The organism is Novosphingobium pentaromativorans US6-1 (genome assembly GCF_000767465.1).
GTDB lineage: Bacteria > Pseudomonadota > Alphaproteobacteria > Sphingomonadales > Sphingomonadaceae > Novosphingobium > Novosphingobium pentaromativorans.
In genome coordinates, this window is sequence record NZ_CP009291.1 from 1,957,737 (window position 1) to 1,973,721 (window position 15,985).

Here is a 15,985-nt window from a genome sequence, read left to right on the forward strand (position 1 = left end):
TCAGCCCCAGCGGGCGATATCTTCGAAGTCCTGCTCGCGCGGCTCGATCCAATGCCATTCGCTGCCGCGCTTTTCACGCTTCCAGAACCACGATTCGCTCTTGAGGTGATCCATCGCGTAGTCGGCCGCGGCGAAGGCATCGCGGCGATGACGGGAAGCGGCACCGACCAGCACGATCGGATCGCCCGGCGCCATGACGCCGCTGCGGTGGACGATCAGCAGACCGTCGAGTTCCCAGCGCCGATGCACGCGTTCGGCAAGCTTCTCCATCGCCGGCAGGGTCAGCGGATCGTAATGCTGCAATTCAAGCGCCTCGACGCCGTCGCCATCGCGCACCTGGCCGATGAAACTGACGACGCCGCCCGATTCGGGATGGCGCCCTGCGAACGCAGCGATCTCCTCCGCCGCAGCGAAGGGCGAGGCCAGCAGGCGAACGTCCGAACGATTCTCGCAGCCCATTGCTTCAGCCGCCCGATACCGGCGGCAGGAAAGCGATCTCATCGCCATCCTTGAGGACTGGCGCATCGGTATCCTGCACCAGGATCCCGTTGACCGCGAGCTTCACCCTGGGCGCCTTCAGCGCCTGGCCCAGTTGCGGATCGAGCGAATCGATCACGGCATCGATACAGGGCATCACCGGCACAGAAAGCTTTCCGCGACCGGCTACATCCTCAAGCCGGCCGAGGAAAACGAGATTGAGCGACATCGAAGTCAGCCTCCTGTCATGGACATATGACGGGAAAGTGCCGGGGCCGCGCCTGGTTCCTCAATTACGAAATGATGGCGAGCGGGCTTGATCCGCATCGCCACGTCGAGCGCTTCGGACAGCGCCGCCTCAGGGTCTTCGCTGCGCAGTGCCGCGCGCAGGTCGACCCGCTCGTTGCCACCGAGGCAGGCATAGAGCTGGCCGGTCGCGGTAACGCGGATCCGGTTGCACCCGTCGCAGAAATTGTTGGTGAGCGGCGTGATCAGGCCCAGCCTTCCGCCGGTCTCGGCAACGTCGAAATAGCGCGCCGGGCCCCCGCTGCGGTGATCGCTGGGACTGAGCGACCAGCGCTTCTCCAGCGAATCGCGCACGGCGACGAGCGGCAGGTAGTGGTCGAAGCGGTCTTCCTCGACCTCGCCCAGCGGCATCACCTCGATCAGCGTGGCATCGAAGCCCTGGCCGTGTGCCCATGCGACGACATCGGCGATGTGATCCTCGTTCACGCCCTTGAGCGCGACCGTGTTGAGCTTGACCTTGAGGCCCGCGGCCTTCGCCGCTGCCAGCCCTTCGAGCACCTGCGGCAGCGAATCGCGGCGCGCGAGCCTGGTGAAAGTCTCACGGTCGAGCGTGTCGAGCGAGACGTTGATGCGCCGCACACCGAATGCGAAAAGATCGTCGGCAAACTCGGAGAGACGGGTTCCATTGGTAGTGAGGGTCAATTCCTCGAGCCCGTCCCCGATCTTGCGGCCGAGTGCATGAACGAGTTCCATCATGTCGCGCCTCACCAGCGGCTCGCCCCCGGTGAGGCGCAGCTTGGTAATGCCCCGGTCGATGAAGCCGAGAGCGAGATCGTGCAGTTCCTCGAGACTGAGGACGTCCTTGCGCGGCAGGAAAGTCATTCGCTCGGGCATGCAATAGGCGCAGCGCAAATCGCAGCGGTCGGTCATCGACATGCGAAGATAGGTTATCCGCCGCTGGAACTGGTCAACAAGAGGCGCGAGCTTTGTCATTGTGAAGGGTTATAACACCGGACCCGCGCCAGTACCATCCAGTGTCAAGATTTGCCCGGTAACGCCTGCCGCATCCCCCAGCCAGTCGAGCGCGGCGGCGATCTCCGCCTCTCCGTCGCTCTCTACCGCATTGACCCGCGAAGGCGCGAAAGTGCGGGCGAGCGACTGGATCGCGGCGAGCCGCCAACCGCGATGTGCGTGGCCGGCAGGCAGGAAGACAATGGTCAGCGGATCGGCCCCGCCGCGCAGCGCCGCTTCGATCCCGGGCAGCAGCCGGGCATGGAAATCGGCTGCTGCGGCAAGCGGCTCCTCCGGGAGCGGTCCGACACGCAGCACGTCCTGCACCTCAGCGCCGCTCCCGGTGCAGGGTCATGCCGATCTTCTCGCCGGCCTCGCTGATCGCGAGCTTGACGATCTTGACCGTCACCGCCTCCACGCGCGCATCCTGCAGGAACAGGGTCTCGCAAACGTGATCGGCAACCGCCTCGATGAGCTTGAAGTGAACCCCCGACGGCAGCGCTTCGGACGCCGCGAACTTGAGGTCCATGTAGTTCTTGCTTTCGCTGAGCGGCGTGTCCGGCGTGTAGCGATCGGCCGGCTTCATCTGCACCATGATCGAGAAACGCAGCGGCTGCGGCTTGCCGGTCTCCTCCGAATAGATACCCGTCAGGACATCGACCTCGAAGTCATCGATCTGAAGTGTAAGCGAATCAGCCATGGCGTCCCTTAGCCGGGATTGGACCAGCGCGCGAATATGGCAGTGGGCAGCAATCGCCCATCCTGCCCGTCCTCGCGAACGGCCAGGTCGCCATGCTCGATCGAACCGGGAAGGTCGGCGAAAAGTTCGCCCATCAGCCCGGCAAGGGCGAGGGAGGACATGCGCACCGCATAGACGGTGAGAAAGAGAAACCGGCTTTCGCTGTCGAGCAGCTTGCGGCAATCGCCGAGCAGGCCTGGGAGGCCTTCCTCCAGGCGCCAGGTCTCGCCGCCCGGTCCGCGGCCGAACTTGGGCGGATCGAGGATGATCCCGTCGTAGCGCTTTTCGCGGCGCACCTCGCGCGCGGCGAACTTGGCGGCATCGTCGACCAGCCAGCGCACCGGACGATCCTCCAGCCCGGCGAGCGCGGCGTTCTCTCGCGCCTGGGCTACCGACTTCTTGGAGGCATCGACGTGCGTGACCTGCCCATGCGCGGAAAGCGCCAGCGTACCCACCCCGGTATAACCGAAGAGGTTGAGCGTGCTGGCATCCTCGCGTCCGGCCAGCATGGTGCGCATCCAGTCCCACACCGGCGCCATGTCGGGGAAAAATCCGAGATGGCGGAACGGCGTGCACTGTGCGGTGAACGAGACCTCATTCCAGGCGAGCGGCCACCCATCGCGCGGGACGGGCTTGTCGAACTGCCACCTGCCACCGCCGTCCTCGTCAGAGCCGGGCACGAATTCGCCGTGCGCGTCCCAGTTTGCGAGGCGCGGCGTCCACATCGCCTGCGGCTCGGGGCGGATGAAGCGGTAGTCGCCGTAGCGCTCGAGCTTGCGGCCCTGCCCCGAATCGACAAGGCCGTAGTCCTCCCAGCCTTCTCCCGAAAGGATCAGGGGTTGGGTGGCGATGTCTGCCATCAGACCTTGGGCGCGGCGTGCTGGGCGACGAATTCGGCAACCGCCTCGAACGAGCCGGGCAGCGACGTGGAGCGCTCCTCTCGCTCGAACAGGTCTCCCACGCGTTCGGGCAGACCCGGACGGTGGCCGGTAGCGCGCTCGACCGCTTCGGGGAACTTGGCCGGGTGCGCGGTCGCCAGCGTGACGACCGGGATCGAGGCGTCGATACCCGAGTGGCGTGCGGCGAAAAGGCCGCAGGCGGTGTGCGGATCGATCAGCTCGCCGCAATTCTCCCAGGCCCAGCGGATCGTCGAGGCCATCTCGTCGGCATCGGCACGCGCGGACTGGAACAGTGCCGCGGCGCCCTGGCGCTGCGCATTGGTCAGCTGCATCGCCTTGGTCGATTCGAAGCCGGCCATCTGCTCGGCCAGCGCCTTGCCGTCGCGTCCGCCCAGGTCGAACAGCAGGCGTTCGAAGTTCGACGAGACCTGGATGTCCATCGACGGCGCCGCAGTGGGCGTCACCGTGCCCTGCGAATAATCGCCATTGGCAAGCGCGCGGTGGAGAATGTCGTTCACGTTGGTGGCCACGATCAGCTTCTCGATCGGCAGGCCCATCTGCGCCGCGACATAGCCGGCGAAGACATCGCCGAAGTTGCCGGTCGGGACCGAGAAGGCGACCTTGCGGTGCGGCGCGCCGAGCTGCAGCCCGGCCGCGAAGTAATACACCACCTGCGCCATCAGGCGTGCCCAGTTGATCGAGTTGACAGCGCCGATGGCGAAGCGGTCGGTCATGCCCTTGTCGTTGAACATGCGCTTCACGATCGCCTGGGCATCGTCGAAGCTGGCATCTTCAAGCGCAAGGTTGTGGACGTTGGGCGCCAGCACCGTCGTCATCTGGCGGCGCTGCACGTCGGACACGCGGCCCTTGGGGTGCAGCATGAAGATGTCGACCTTGGCGCGGCCAGCGACGGCATCGATGGCGGCCGAGCCGGTGTCGCCCGAAGTCGCGCCGACGATCGTCAGGTTGCGCTCGGAACGCGAAAGGAACTCCTCGAAGAGCAGGCCGAGCAGTTGCAGCGCCACGTCCTTGAACGCGAGCGTCGGGCCGTGGAACAGTTCCAGCAGCCACTGCTGTTCGTCGAACTGCTTGAGCGGTGTCACCGCCTTGTGGGCAAAGCGGCCGTAGGCCTCGCTCGTCAGTTCGAGCAGGCGCTCATGGGTGAGGCTGCCCTCGACGAAGGGAAACATGATCTTCGCGGCCAGCTGCGCATAAGGCAGGCCCGCCATGGCGACGATCTCGTCGTGTGAGAAGCGCGGCCATTCGCGCGGCACGTAGAGGCCGCCGTCCGAAGCGAGACCGGCGAGCGTTGCGCCTTCGAAATCGAGCGCCGGAGCGCTGCCGCGAGTGCTGATGTAGTCCATGGGAATGCGCGGTTAGCGGGGGAGCGCGCCTTACGCAATCCTCGCATGAGATTGTCGCCGCGTTGGCCGCCTCCCGATCGGTCAAATCGAAAAGGCGATCTGGGCCCTTCCCTAACCCCGCGCGCGCTTCATCACTGCCAGCACGTAGATCACAAGGGCAGTCGCGGCGAAGAAGAACCACTGGATTGCGTAGGAGAAGTGGTTGTTCGGGATTTCCGAAGGATCGGGGATGGCATTGGCCTCCAGCCCGTCTAGCGGCGGATTGGCGACGAGGCGCGGCCCCGGCGCGATCACCCCGTGGACAATGCCGCCCTGCCAGTTGGCCGCGGCATTGGGCTGGCGCGACCAGCCCAGCACGACCAGTGCCTTGGCGCCGTCGGGCAGCATGCAACGCGCGGTCTGTGCCGCACCCGATTCGCCCGAGGCATTGCGCCCGGCCATGCTGGAATGCTCGGTCACGCCCTCGCAGGTCAGCCGGGCATGACGATAGAGCAGGTCGGTCTGCGCAGCCTCGTCGCGCGGCCAGAGGACTTCCTCGGCATTGCTGCGCGCCTGCGCGTAGTGCGCCAGCAGGGCTTCCTTCCGGTGCAGGCGCTGGAGCTGCCAGAGACCGAGGCTGACCATGATCGTGGCCGCCACCAGCACGACCAGCGTCGCGAGAATCGGAATTTTGCGCATGGGGGCTCCCGTCAGTCTTCCTTGAGCCGGCCTTCACCGGCGCGGCGGCGATACTCGGCGCCGAGCAGCCAGGCCTTGGCGATTCGCAGCCCGCCGATGACCAGTAACGTCGTCAGCGGAATCCACAGCAGGGCATGCACCCAGAACGGCGGATCGAACGAGAGCTGCAGCCAGATCGCAAGAACGGCGATCATCGCGCCCACGATCAGGGTGAGAAAGGCAGCCGGCCCGTCACCGACGTTGAACTGCGCGTAATCAAGCCCGCAAGCGCGGCACCGCGGGGCGAACGAGGCCATCCCTGCGAACAGGGATCGCGCGCCGCACTTGGGGCAAAGACCGAAAAGGGCAGCCGAAGCGATCTCCGGCTGCCCTCCAGTGTTCGATTCGTGGCCGTCAGCCATGATCAGTGCGTCGGGTAGCCCCAGCCGCCCCAGATGTAGACTGCGACGAAGAGGAACAGCCACACGACGTCGACGAAGTGCCAGTACCATGCCGCCGCTTCGAAGCCGAAGTGCTGGCGCGGGGTGAAGTCACCCTTGTGGGCGCGCACGAGGCACACGATCAGCATGATCGTGCCGATGATGACGTGGAAGCCGTGGAACCCGGTCGCCATATAAAAGGCAGAGCCGTAAGTGTTCTGGCCGAAGGGGAACGGGGCGTGGACGTACTCGTAGGCCTGGATCGAGGTGAACAGCAGGCCAAGCAGCACGGTTGCCCAGAGGCCCTTCTTCAGGCCGTCGCGGTCACCGTGGATCAGCGCGTGATGCGCCCAGGTGACGGTCGTGCCCGAGCAGAGCAGGATCAGGGTGTTGAGCAGCGGCAGGTCGAAGGGATCCATGACCGCTTCGATTGCCTTGGGCGGCCATTGCCCCGCCACCACCTCGGAAATCGTCGAGGGGAACAGCGAGAAGTCGAAAAAGGCCCAGAACCAGCCGACGAAGAACATCACTTCCGAAGCGATGAACAGGATCATGCCGTAGCGCTGGTGGAGCTGCACGACGGGCGTGTGATCGCCGGCATGCGCTTCCTTCACGATTTTCGAGAACCAGGCGAACATAGAGGCCAGCAGCAGCGCCATGCCGAGCCACGGCACGAAGTGGCCGCCCGGCATGTCGTGCATGAACAGAACCATGCCCGAGGTGAAGGTGAAGGCGCCGATTGTAGTCGCCAGCGGAACGATGTCCGGCGGAAGAATATGGTAATCGTGGTGCTTGGTACCGGCCATGGTGCCTTCGTCCCCGTTTATCGAATTTGTCACACGAGCGCATCCGGCGGGGCCGGCACGCAGGTTTCCCATGCGGCCCTTAACCGCCAGTTTGTTCGCGGTCCAGTGTCTTTGCATCCCCGATCGATGTGACGTGGAACGTATAGCTGAGCGTGATCAGCTCAACGTCCTTGTTGTCGGGATCGTCAAGAATGGCCGGATCTATGTAATAGAGCACCGGCATGCGCACTTCCTCGCCCGGTTTCAGGGTCTGTTCGGTGAAGCAGAAGCACTGGATCTTGTTGAAATATTTTGCAGCCTGCTCCGGCTCCACGTTAAAGCTGGCGGTGCCGGTCACGGTCTGGTCCGAATCGTTCTTCGCCCAGAAAAGCGCCATGTCGCGCGCACCGATGGAGACGGTGTCGGTGACCTGCAGCGGCTTGAATTGCCAGGGCATGTCCCGCGCGACATTGGCATCGAAGCGCACCGTGATCGTGCGGCCGCTATCCTTGATGGAAGCCGCCTGTGACGCATCGACCCGCTTGGTCGTGCCGCCGTAGCCGGTGACCTGGCAGAAGATCCGGTATAGCGGTACCGAGGCGTAACCCAGGCCGAGCATCCCCAGCGCGATCGCAAGTGCGATCAAGGCAGTCTTCTTGTTGCTGCGTTGCTGCTGGGTCGCGGCCGTCATCGCGTTCAGCTCATCTTGGCGATCGAGATGAAGAACACGAGAATGACGAAAGCGGCAAGACTGAGGGCAAGAACCTTGTTGCGGCTCTTGCGGATTTGCTCGGGCGTGCGCGGAGCGGGATCGTTATCGGCCATGGATGAGGTCCTCAGATGACCACGAAGCGGTCGACGACGAGCGCTGCGAAGAGTGCGAAGAGATAGATCACCGAATAGGCGAAGAGCTGCTTTTCCGGTTTCATCGTGTCTTCCGGCCCGTCCTTCTCGCGCAGGCCGACACGGACAGACAACGCAAGGAACAGCGTGGACAGGACGATGGCGCTGACGCCGTAGATCGCATGCGCGCCGCCGATCCACCAGGGCACGACGCTGAGCGGCAGGAGCAGGATTGCATAGGCGAGGATCTGCCGGCGGGTGGATTTCTCACCCGCGACGACCGGCATCATCGGAATGCCGATCTTGGCGTAGTCGCTCTTCACGAAGAGCGCGAGCGCCCAGAAGTGCGGCGGGGTCCACATGAAGATGATGGCAAAGAGCACGACCGGCATCAGGGTGATGTGCCCGGTGGCGGCAACCCAGCCGATCAGCGGCGGGAAGGCCCCTGCTCCGCCGCCGATGACGATGTTCTGCGGCGTACGCGGCTTGAGCCACATCGTGTAGATGACGGCGTAATAGAAGATCGAGAGCGCCAGGATCGCAGCAGCCAGCCAGCCGATCGCGAAGCCCATCAGGAAAACCGAGGCTGCGCACAGCATGCCGCCGAAGTCGCGCGCAGTCGTGCGGTCCAGCCGTCCTTGCGGCAGCGGCCGCATCGCGGTGCGCTTCATGCCGGCGTCGAGATCGGCTTCCCACCACTGGTTGAGCGCCGCGGCTCCGCCCGCGCCAAGCGCGATGCAAAGGATCGCGGTAAAGGCGAGGACCGGGTGAATCCGCTCGGGCGCGGCGAGCAGACCGCACAGTCCGGTGAAGATCACAAGGCTCATCACGCGCGGCTTGGTCAGCGCGAAGAGATCGCGCCAATCGGCCGGGAGCTGCTGCACGGAACTGGGACTCGTCACGGACATGGTCTTAGGATCTTACACTCACAAGGGACAACATTGCGAGGCGCCAATGCGCCGAAGCAATCCAGAGCGGCTCGCGAAGGAGGCTCTGGATTGCTTCGTTCATACCCGCAATGGCGCGCGGTTGCGTTCTCAGTGGTGATGCACTTCCTCGATAACCGGAAGCGTCTCGAACTGGTGGAACGGCGGCGGGCTCGAGAGCGTCCACTCGAGCGTGGTCGCGCCTTCGCCCCAGTAGTTGTCTTCCGCCTTCTTGCCGGCGACGAACGCGTAGGCAATGTTGGCGAACCAGATCACCAGCGAAGCAGCCATGATCATGTAGCCGTCGGTCGCGACCTGGTTCCAGTGCGCATAGGCCTCGGCGTAGTCGGGGTAGCGACGCGGCATGCCCTGCAGCCCGAGGAAGTGCATCGGGAAGAAGATCAGGTTCACGCCGATGAAGAACACCCAGAAGTGGACATGCGCCAGGAACTCGGAGTGCATGCGGCCGCTCATCTTCGGGAACCAGTAGTAGAACCCGGCGAAGAGCGCGGTCACTGCACCCAGCGAGAGCACGTAGTGGAAGTGCGCCACGACGTAGTAGGTGTCGTGCAGGTTGTCGTCGATGCCGCCGTTGGCGAGAACGACGCCGGTCACGCCGCCGACGGTAAACAGGAAGATGAAGCCGATCGCCCAGACCATCGGCGACTTGAAGGTGATCGAGCCACCCCACATCGTCGCGATCCACGAGAAGATCTTGATGCCGGTCGGAACTGCGATGACCATGGTCGCCGCGGTGAAGTACATCTTCGTGTTAACCGAAAGGCCGGTGGTGTACATGTGGTGCGCCCACACGATGAAACCGACCACGCCGATCGCGACCATGGCGTAGGCCATGCCGAGGTAGCCGAACACCGGCTTCTTCGAGAAGGTCGAGACGATCTGCGAGATGATGCCGAAGCCCGGCAGGATCATGATGTACACTTCGGGGTGGCCGAAGAACCAGAACAGGTGCTGGTACAGGACCGGATCGCCACCGCCCGAAGGATCGAAGAAGGTGGTGCCGAAGTTGCGGTCGGTCAGCAGCATGGTGATCGCGGCGGCGAGAACCGGCAGCGCGAGCAGCAGCAGGAAGGCCGTGACGAGCACCGACCACACGAACAGCGGCATCTTGTGCATGGTCATGCCAGGCGCACGCATGTTGAAGATGGTGGTGATGAAGTTGATCGCGCCCATGATCGAGCCGGCACCGGAAAGGTGCAGCGCGAAGATGCCGAAGTCGACGGCGGGTCCGGGCGAGCCGGTGGTCGACAGCGGAGCATAGACGGTCCAGCCGGTGCCGGCGCCCAGGCCCGTGCCGCCCGGCACGAAGGCGGAGCACAGCAGCGAGCAGAAGCCCGCGACGGTCAGCCAGAACGAGATGTTGTTCATGCGCGGGAAGGCCATGTCCGGCGCGCCGATCATGATCGGGACGAACCAGTTGCCGAAGCCGCCGATGATCGCGGGCATGACCATGAAGAAGACCATGATCAGGCCGTGCGCGGTGATCAGCACGTTCCAGACGTGCAGCGTCGAGTTGAAGTCCGGGTTAACCGCACCGAACCACTTTGCGAAAGTGTCCAGGTACTGGATGCCCGGCTGCGCCAGTTCGACGCGCATCATGCCGGAGAAGGCACCGCCCACGATCCCCGCGATGATCGCGAAGATCAGGTACATCGTGCCGATGTCCTTGTGGTTGGTGGACATGAACCAGCGGGCGAAGAAGCCCGGCTTGTGGTCATGGTCGTGCGCGTGATCGTCAGAGTGCGCCGGGAAATGTTCTGGGGCTGTGGTTGCCATGTTCTGGTGACCCTGTCCTTGAATGCGGGCTTATTCGGCGGCAGCAGTGGCTTCGGCGGCCGGAGCCTCCGACGCTTCGCCGGCGGGCTCTTCACCCGGCAGGTAATCGGTCTCGGATGCGGCGGTCGCCTGACCGTCGATCTTGCCGCCGGCATGCGTCAGCACCCAGGCGTCGTACTTGTCGCGCGGCAGAGCCTCGACCGCGATCGGCATGTAACCGTGCTTGGCGCCGCAAAGCTCGGAGCACTGGCCGTAATAGACGCCGGGCTTCTCGACGAAGAGGACCTTCTCGTTGATCCGGCCCGGAACCGCGTCCAGCTTGAACCAGAGCGAAGGCACGGCGAACGAGTGAATCACGTCGGACGCAGTGATCTGCAGACGGATCGGTTCACCGACGGGGACGACCATGCGGTTGTCGACCTCGAGGTGCGAAGGACCGTCCCAGGGCTCGGAACCGACTTCGCGCACGCCGTTGTTGATGGTCGGCTGGCCCGGGATGTTGAGCATGTTCGAGACGACCTCGAACTCGCCATTGTCGGGATAGCCGTAGGTCCAGAACCACTGGTTGCCGGTGACCTTGATGGTCAGCGCGCCCTTCGGGGCAGGCTTGTACTGCTTGGCCAGCAGGTCGATCGAGGGAACCGCGATGCCGATGAGGACCAGCACGGGGACCAGCGTCCAGACCACTTCGAGCAGCGTGTTGTGGCTGGTCTTCGAAGGTACCGGGTTGGCGCGGCGGTTGAAGCGCACGACGATGACGACGAGCAGCAGCAGCACAAAGACGGTGATCACGGCGATGATCGGCAGCAGCACCGAGTTGTGGATCCACTCGCCATATTCGCCGAGCTTGGAGAACTGCTGCTGGAAGCCGATGCCGCTGTCGACGGGCATGCCGATCCCCGGGGTCGGGGCCATCGGCGTGTAGCTGCCGGCAGAAGCGGCGGCGTCCGCAGTCGCGGCGGCGGCAGGTTCGGATGCCGCGGCGGCGAGAGCCGCCTGGGGTGCCATGACTCCGGCAGCCATGATGCTTCCAAGGGACAGGCCCAGAGCCTTTGCGGTATGGCTCGCGGCGCGTGCGGTTTTGCCCAAATTCATATTTTTTTGCGCTTCCGTTTTCCAAATCCGCGCACGCGAGTCGCCCCCGCATACGCGCGCCCTGATGCGGAGCCGGAGGCCCCCCTTCCGCGGGGCCTATACGCGCGCTTGCCGCGTGTCTCAAGCGCCTCTAGGGGAATTTTTGGCAAACGGCGTGTCGAAGGTGCGCCAGATCAATGAAATATGCATCGAAGGAATAGGTCGTAATGCAGGAAGAAGAAGTCCTCGCAGAGTTCCGCGCCAGCAAGGCATTGCTTGAGGGGCACTTCCTGCTCTCCTCCGGCCGCCACAGCGCACATTACCTGCAGTGCGCGCGCGTCCTGATGAATCCCGACCGCGCCGGACGACTCGCCGTCGCACTCGCCAGCAAGCTGCCGCACGACGTGCGCAAGCAGATCGACAAGGTCGTCTCGCCGGCCATGGGCGGCGTGATCATCGGCCAGGAGATGGGCCGCGCGCTGCAGGTCGACGCGATGTTCGTCGAACGCCCGGAAGGTACTTTCGAGCTGCGCCGTGGATTTGAACTGGATCCCGGCGACAGGGTGTTGATGGTCGAGGACGTGGTCACCACCGGCAAGTCCTCGCGCGAGGCGATCAAGGCGATCGAGGCGGCAGGCGGCCGGGTCATCGCGGCGGCCTCGCTGGTCGACCGTTCGGGCGGCGCCGTGGATCTGGGCGTACCTTACTTCCCGCTCGTCGAGATCAACTTCCCGACATACGCCGACGACGAACTGCCCCCCGAGCTGGCGGCGACCCCCGCGATCAAGCCGGGCAGCCGCGTCCAGCCCTGACCCTTCGACCCGCCGGAAAACCCCAGGATTATCGGATGAACGCCCTTACCCCCTCGCGCCTGCGCCTAGGCGTCAACATCGATCACGTCGCCACGATCCGCAATGCGCGCGGCGGCGAACATCCGGATCCGGCACGCGCGGCGCAGATCGTCGCGCAGGCCGGGGGTGACGGCATCACCGTGCACTTGCGCGAAGATCGCCGCCACATCCGCGACGAGGACCTGGTGCGCGTGCAGGCCGCCACCGGCCTGCCGCTCAACCTCGAAATGGCAGCGACCGACGAAATGCTGGAGATCGCACTGCGGCACAAGCCGCACGCAGCCTGCATCGTCCCGGAAAAACGTGAAGAACGCACGACCGAAGGCGGGCTCGACGCAGCCGGACTGCACAACCAGCTCGCCCCGATCGTCTCGCGCCTGTCGGACGCAGGCGTGCGGGTGAGCCTGTTCATCGCCCCGGATCCGCGGCAGATCGAAGCGGCGATGAAGCTGGGCGCGCCCATCGTCGAATTCCATACCGGCGAATATGCCCATGCAGAGGGCGAGCAGGTCGCGATCGAACTCAAGCGCATCGTCGACATGGCCGCGCTGGCTGCCAAGAACGGCATCGAGCCCCATGCCGGACACGGCCTCACTTACGAGAACGTCCAGCCGATCGCAGCCATTCCGCAGCTCGCGGAACTGAATATCGGACACTATCTCATCGGAGAGGCGATATTCTGCGGACTCGAGGCGAGCGTGACCAGGATGCGCGCGCTGATGGACGAAGTCCGGTGACTTGAAGCCCCCGATCCACCATCGGGGGAAGGAAGCCGGCTGCAATATCGGCCGCAGGACGGAGAGTGCGTCGTGATCATCGGAATGGGTTCCGACTTGTGCAACATCGAGCGTATCCAGGCTTCGCTGGACCGCTTCGGCGAGCGCTTCGAGAAGCGCGTCTTCACCGAAATCGAGCAGGCCAAGGCCAATCGCCGCCCGTTCACCAAGGCCGGGACCCTCGCCAAGCGATTCGCGGCCAAGGAAGCCTATTCGAAGGCGGTCGGCACCGGCTTCAAGGCCGGGGTGTTCATGAAGGACATCGGCGTCATCAATGCGAAATCGGGCGCCCCTACCCTTGCCCTCACCGGCGGCGCGAAGGCCCGGCTCGACCTGATGGTTCCCGCCGGTCACGAGGCCGTGGTTCACCTGACGCTCACCGACGATCATCCATGGGCCCAGGCATTCGTCGTGATCGAGGCCCGTCCGCTTGCGGCGGCTCCCGCCCCGTCCGGTTCCTAGACTTTTCCGAGCGCTCCACCGAGAATGACCGAACACACCGCCGATACCGCCGCCCCCCTTCGTGCGCAGGAGAGCACCGTCAGCAAGCCGGACAAACCCAGGGTCAACTGGTTCCACGAACTGCGCGGCCTGGCGCTGATGCTGCTGGGCGTGCTGGCGTTCCATTCGCTGATCGCCAAGCCCTTCTACATCCCGTCGATCTCGATGATGCCCAGCCTGCTGGTGGGCGATCGGCTCGTGGTTTCCAAGTACGCCTACGGCTGGAACTGGTCCTCGGTGAGCTTCCACATGCTGCCGCGCGCCAAGTGGCGGCTGTTCGGCTCGACGCCGGAGTACGGCGACATCGTCATCGTGGTGCCGGGCAACCGCAAGGCCGATCTGATCAAGCGCGTCGTCGCGCTTCCCGGCGACCGCATCGCCGTGGTCGACGGGCGCATCCGCCTCAACGGTCGATTCATTCCGCGCGAAGTCGAGCCGCCGGTCGAGATCGCCGCCGACGATGCCCTCCAATGCGAGGGCGATGCGCAACCGGGCCATTGCTACAAGGGCTTCGAGCTCTACCGCCGCCGCCTGCCCAGCGGGCGTGACGTCTATGACCTTCCCGCCTACCGCGAGACACTGCCCAACGGTGCGACCTACCAGGTGATCGACTATACGACGCAGGTCATGGACAATTATCCCGAGATCACCGTGCCTGAAGGCCATGTCTTCCTGATGGGCGACGACCGCGACCGTTCGGCCGACAGCCGCTTTCCCTTCGAGACGGACTACCAGGGCACGCCGGGCGGCGGCCTTGGCGGTCCGGTGCCGCTCTCCGACATCGGCGGGCGCGCCGAATTCATCACCTTCTCGCTCGACGGTACGCAATCCTGGAACCCGCTGAGCTGGTGGAGCGCCCTGCGCGATGGGCGCGCCTTCACCAGCCTGCGCCCGCGGATCGAAACGCGCCCGTCCGACAGCAGCACCGGCCAGCCCGGCGGGACGGCCACCTGATGGTCCGCAAGTTCCTCTATGCCGTCGCCGCCATCATCGTCCTGATCACGGTCGGGCGCATTGCCCTGCTGTTCTGGGCCGAAGACCTTACCGAAATGGCCTTCGTCCCCGACGTCACGTTCCAGCCGCAGCCGGCGATGGCGATGAACGCCTGGGACAAGTCGGACATGTGGATTGCGCGCCCCGGGATGCTGCCCAAGGCCGATCCCTCGCGCTACCTGCCGCAGGGTGCAAGCCTGCCGGCCGGAAAACCGCTATCCGCCGCGGTGTTCTTCGTCCATCCCACCAGCTACGTCGAGAAGAACGCGTGGAACGCCAGCCTGAACGACCAGGCCTCGCGCGATCTGGCCGGCCTTTACGTCAAGGGCATGGCGACGCCCTTCAACGCTGCCGACCAGCTGTGGGCCCCGCGCTACCGCCAGGCCGCCATCGGCGCCTTCCTGACCGACGACCCGCAGGCCGACAAGGCGATAGATCTGGCCTATGGCGACGTCCTTGCCGCCTTCGATGCCTTCATCAAGACGGTCCCGCAGGACCAGCCGATCGTGCTGGCAGGGCACAGCCAGGGCTCGTTCCTGCTACGCCGCCTGCTGCGCGACCGCGTGGCCGGCACCCCGCTGGCCGAGCGCATTGCCGCGGCATACATCGTGGGCTGGCCGGTCTCCATCGACCACGACCTGCCGGAAATGGGCCTCAAGCCCTGCGACAGGCCCGAACAGGCCGGTTGCGTAATGAGCTGGCTTACGGTGGCCGATCCCGCGGAGACTGCGCAGCTGGTCAAGGCTTACGTCCGCCGCCACGGACTGGACGGGCAGCCACTCACCCAAAAGACCGCGCAGGGAGTGGCAATCGACAGCCCGTTCCTGTGCAGCAATCCACTGACGGGGACGCGCAACGGCGTGGCCGACGCGCAGGCCAATCTCGGCACCCTGGTGCCCGATCCGGCAAGCTGGAACGGCGAACTGGTAAGGCAGATCGTGCCCGCGGCTTGCGAAAGCGACATGTTCCTGCACATCGGACCACCGCCCAAGCTCGACCTCGGCCCTTACGTGCTGCCGGGCAACAATTATCACGTCTATGACTACACCCTGTTCTGGGCGAACATCAGGGCCGACTTCGAACGGCGGATAGCGGCATGGCAGAAGCAGCACTCATAACCACCAGCGCGCTCGACTATCGCGATGCCTTGCCCGACGCCGGACCGCTGCTGGCGCTCGACCTCGGCACGCAGACCATCGGCACGGCTTTCTGCGACGCCGGCTGGCACTTCGCTTCGCCCGGAAAGACGCTCAAGCGCGGCAAGTTCGGTGCCGACAAGGCGCTTCTCGAGGGCCTGATCCGCGAACGCTCGATCAAGGGCATCGTCATCGGCCTGCCGCTCAACATGGACGGATCGGAAGGCCCGCGCTCGCAGTCGAGCCGCGCCTATGCCCGCAACCTTGCCGCGCTCGGCCTGCCGATCCTGCTGTGGGACGAACGCTGGTCGACGATGGGCGCCGAACGCGGCCTCATCGCCCAGGACATGAGCCGCGCCAAGCGCGCCGAACGCATCGATTCCGCCGCCGCCGCTGTAATCCTGCAAGGCGCAATCGATGCGCTGGCCGGGGGCGTACTCTAGCCGGGGGCGTACTCTGGCCGCGGGCCG

21 protein-coding genes are annotated in these 15,985 nt (G+C 64.9%); 6 read left to right on the top strand and 15 right to left on the bottom strand.

The window, feature by feature from the left end; genetic code table 11:
• The 15 genes from JI59_RS09070 to coxB form a co-directional block, all read right to left on the bottom strand.
• Window positions 1-459, bottom strand: a complete 459-nt coding sequence (locus JI59_RS09070) for a molybdenum cofactor biosynthesis protein MoaE (protein ID WP_007013055.1) — start codon at window positions 457-459, stop codon at window positions 1-3.
• A gap of 4 nt (window positions 460-463) precedes the next feature.
• Window positions 464-706, bottom strand: a complete 243-nt coding sequence (locus tag JI59_RS09075; protein ID WP_007013054.1) for a MoaD/ThiS family protein — start codon at window positions 704-706, stop codon at window positions 464-466.
• Window positions 707-711: 5 nt separating this feature from the next.
• Window positions 712-1,716, bottom strand: coding sequence for a GTP 3',8-cyclase MoaA (gene moaA, locus JI59_RS09080; RefSeq protein ID WP_007013053.1), 1,005 nt, complete (start codon window positions 1,714-1,716; stop codon window positions 712-714).
• Window positions 1,717-1,725: 9 nt separating this feature from the next.
• Window positions 1,726-2,052, bottom strand: a complete 327-nt coding sequence (locus JI59_RS09085; RefSeq protein ID WP_239000608.1) for a Rossmann fold domain-containing protein — start codon at window positions 2,050-2,052, stop codon at window positions 1,726-1,728.
• 10 nt (window positions 2,053-2,062) lie between these two features.
• A complete protein-coding gene (locus tag JI59_RS09090; protein ID WP_007013051.1) occupies window positions 2,063-2,434 on the bottom strand; it encodes a dihydroneopterin aldolase in 372 nt (123 codons plus the stop codon).
• Window positions 2,435-2,442: 8 nt separating this feature from the next.
• On the bottom strand, window positions 2,443-3,333 hold the full coding sequence (locus JI59_RS09095) for a class I SAM-dependent methyltransferase (protein ID WP_007013050.1): 891 nt from the start codon (window positions 3,331-3,333) through the stop codon (window positions 2,443-2,445).
• Window positions 3,333-4,736: a threonine synthase gene (thrC, locus tag JI59_RS09100; RefSeq protein WP_007013049.1), complete on the bottom strand. Its 1,404-nt coding sequence runs from the start codon at window positions 4,734-4,736 to the stop codon at window positions 3,333-3,335. Before thrC ends, JI59_RS09095 begins: the two co-directional genes overlap by 1 nt.
• Before the next feature lie 111 nt (window positions 4,737-4,847).
• Window positions 4,848-5,414, bottom strand: coding sequence for an SURF1 family protein (locus tag JI59_RS09105; protein ID WP_007013048.1), 567 nt, complete (start codon window positions 5,412-5,414; stop codon window positions 4,848-4,850).
• 11 nt (window positions 5,415-5,425) lie between these two features.
• Window positions 5,426-5,815 carry a DUF983 domain-containing protein gene (locus JI59_RS09110; RefSeq protein WP_007013047.1) on the bottom strand — a complete coding sequence of 130 codons (390 nt, stop codon included), beginning with the start codon at window positions 5,813-5,815 and terminating at the stop codon, window positions 5,426-5,428.
• Between the two features lie 2 nt (window positions 5,816-5,817).
• On the bottom strand, window positions 5,818-6,639 hold the full coding sequence (locus JI59_RS09115) for a cytochrome c oxidase subunit 3 (protein WP_038575883.1): 822 nt from the start codon (window positions 6,637-6,639) through the stop codon (window positions 5,818-5,820).
• A 79-nt stretch (window positions 6,640-6,718) separates the two neighbouring features.
• A complete protein-coding gene (locus JI59_RS09120; RefSeq protein ID WP_007013045.1) occupies window positions 6,719-7,309 on the bottom strand; it encodes a cytochrome c oxidase assembly protein in 591 nt (196 codons plus the stop codon).
• A gap of 5 nt (window positions 7,310-7,314) precedes the next feature.
• The gene (locus JI59_RS27985; RefSeq protein WP_007013044.1) at window positions 7,315-7,443 is read right to left on the bottom strand and encodes a hypothetical protein; all 129 of its coding nucleotides are present in this window, start codon (window positions 7,441-7,443) and stop codon (window positions 7,315-7,317) included.
• A gap of 11 nt (window positions 7,444-7,454) precedes the next feature.
• Window positions 7,455-8,369 (bottom strand): heme o synthase, encoded by a 915-nt coding sequence (locus JI59_RS09125; RefSeq protein ID WP_038575886.1) that lies wholly within the window; start codon window positions 8,367-8,369, stop codon window positions 7,455-7,457.
• A gap of 129 nt (window positions 8,370-8,498) precedes the next feature.
• Entirely contained in the window at window positions 8,499-10,184 is a 1,686-nt protein-coding gene (ctaD, locus tag JI59_RS09130) for a cytochrome c oxidase subunit I (protein ID WP_007013041.1), read from the bottom strand.
• 30 nt (window positions 10,185-10,214) lie between these two features.
• Window positions 10,215-11,279, bottom strand: coding sequence for a cytochrome c oxidase subunit II (gene coxB, locus JI59_RS09135; RefSeq protein ID WP_007013040.1), 1,065 nt, complete (start codon window positions 11,277-11,279; stop codon window positions 10,215-10,217).
• A 206-nt stretch (window positions 11,280-11,485) separates the two neighbouring features.
• Here coxB and pyrE point away from each other — a divergent pair, with 206 nt between their 5' ends.
• The 6 genes from pyrE (at window position 11,486) to ruvX (ending at window position 15,958) form a co-directional block, all read left to right on the top strand.
• Window positions 11,486-12,070, top strand: a complete 585-nt coding sequence (pyrE, locus tag JI59_RS09140) for an orotate phosphoribosyltransferase (protein WP_007013039.1) — start codon at window positions 11,486-11,488, stop codon at window positions 12,068-12,070.
• 35 nt (window positions 12,071-12,105) lie between these two features.
• On the top strand, window positions 12,106-12,846 hold the full coding sequence (locus JI59_RS09145; protein ID WP_007013038.1) for a pyridoxine 5'-phosphate synthase: 741 nt from the start codon (window positions 12,106-12,108) through the stop codon (window positions 12,844-12,846).
• A 72-nt stretch (window positions 12,847-12,918) separates the two neighbouring features.
• On the top strand, window positions 12,919-13,347 hold the full coding sequence (gene acpS, locus JI59_RS09150) for a holo-ACP synthase (RefSeq protein ID WP_007013037.1): 429 nt from the start codon (window positions 12,919-12,921) through the stop codon (window positions 13,345-13,347).
• Window positions 13,348-13,371: 24 nt separating this feature from the next.
• A complete protein-coding gene (lepB, locus tag JI59_RS09155) occupies window positions 13,372-14,340 on the top strand; it encodes a signal peptidase I (protein WP_007013036.1) in 969 nt (322 codons plus the stop codon).
• A complete protein-coding gene (locus JI59_RS09160) occupies window positions 14,340-15,497 on the top strand; it encodes a DUF3089 domain-containing protein (protein WP_007013035.1) in 1,158 nt (385 codons plus the stop codon). The genes lepB and JI59_RS09160 overlap by 1 nt, the downstream gene beginning before the upstream one ends.
• Window positions 15,476-15,958, top strand: a complete 483-nt coding sequence (gene ruvX, locus JI59_RS09165; RefSeq protein ID WP_007013034.1) for a Holliday junction resolvase RuvX — start codon at window positions 15,476-15,478, stop codon at window positions 15,956-15,958. Before JI59_RS09160 ends, ruvX begins: the two co-directional genes overlap by 22 nt.
• Window positions 15,959-15,985 lie beyond the last annotated feature (27 nt).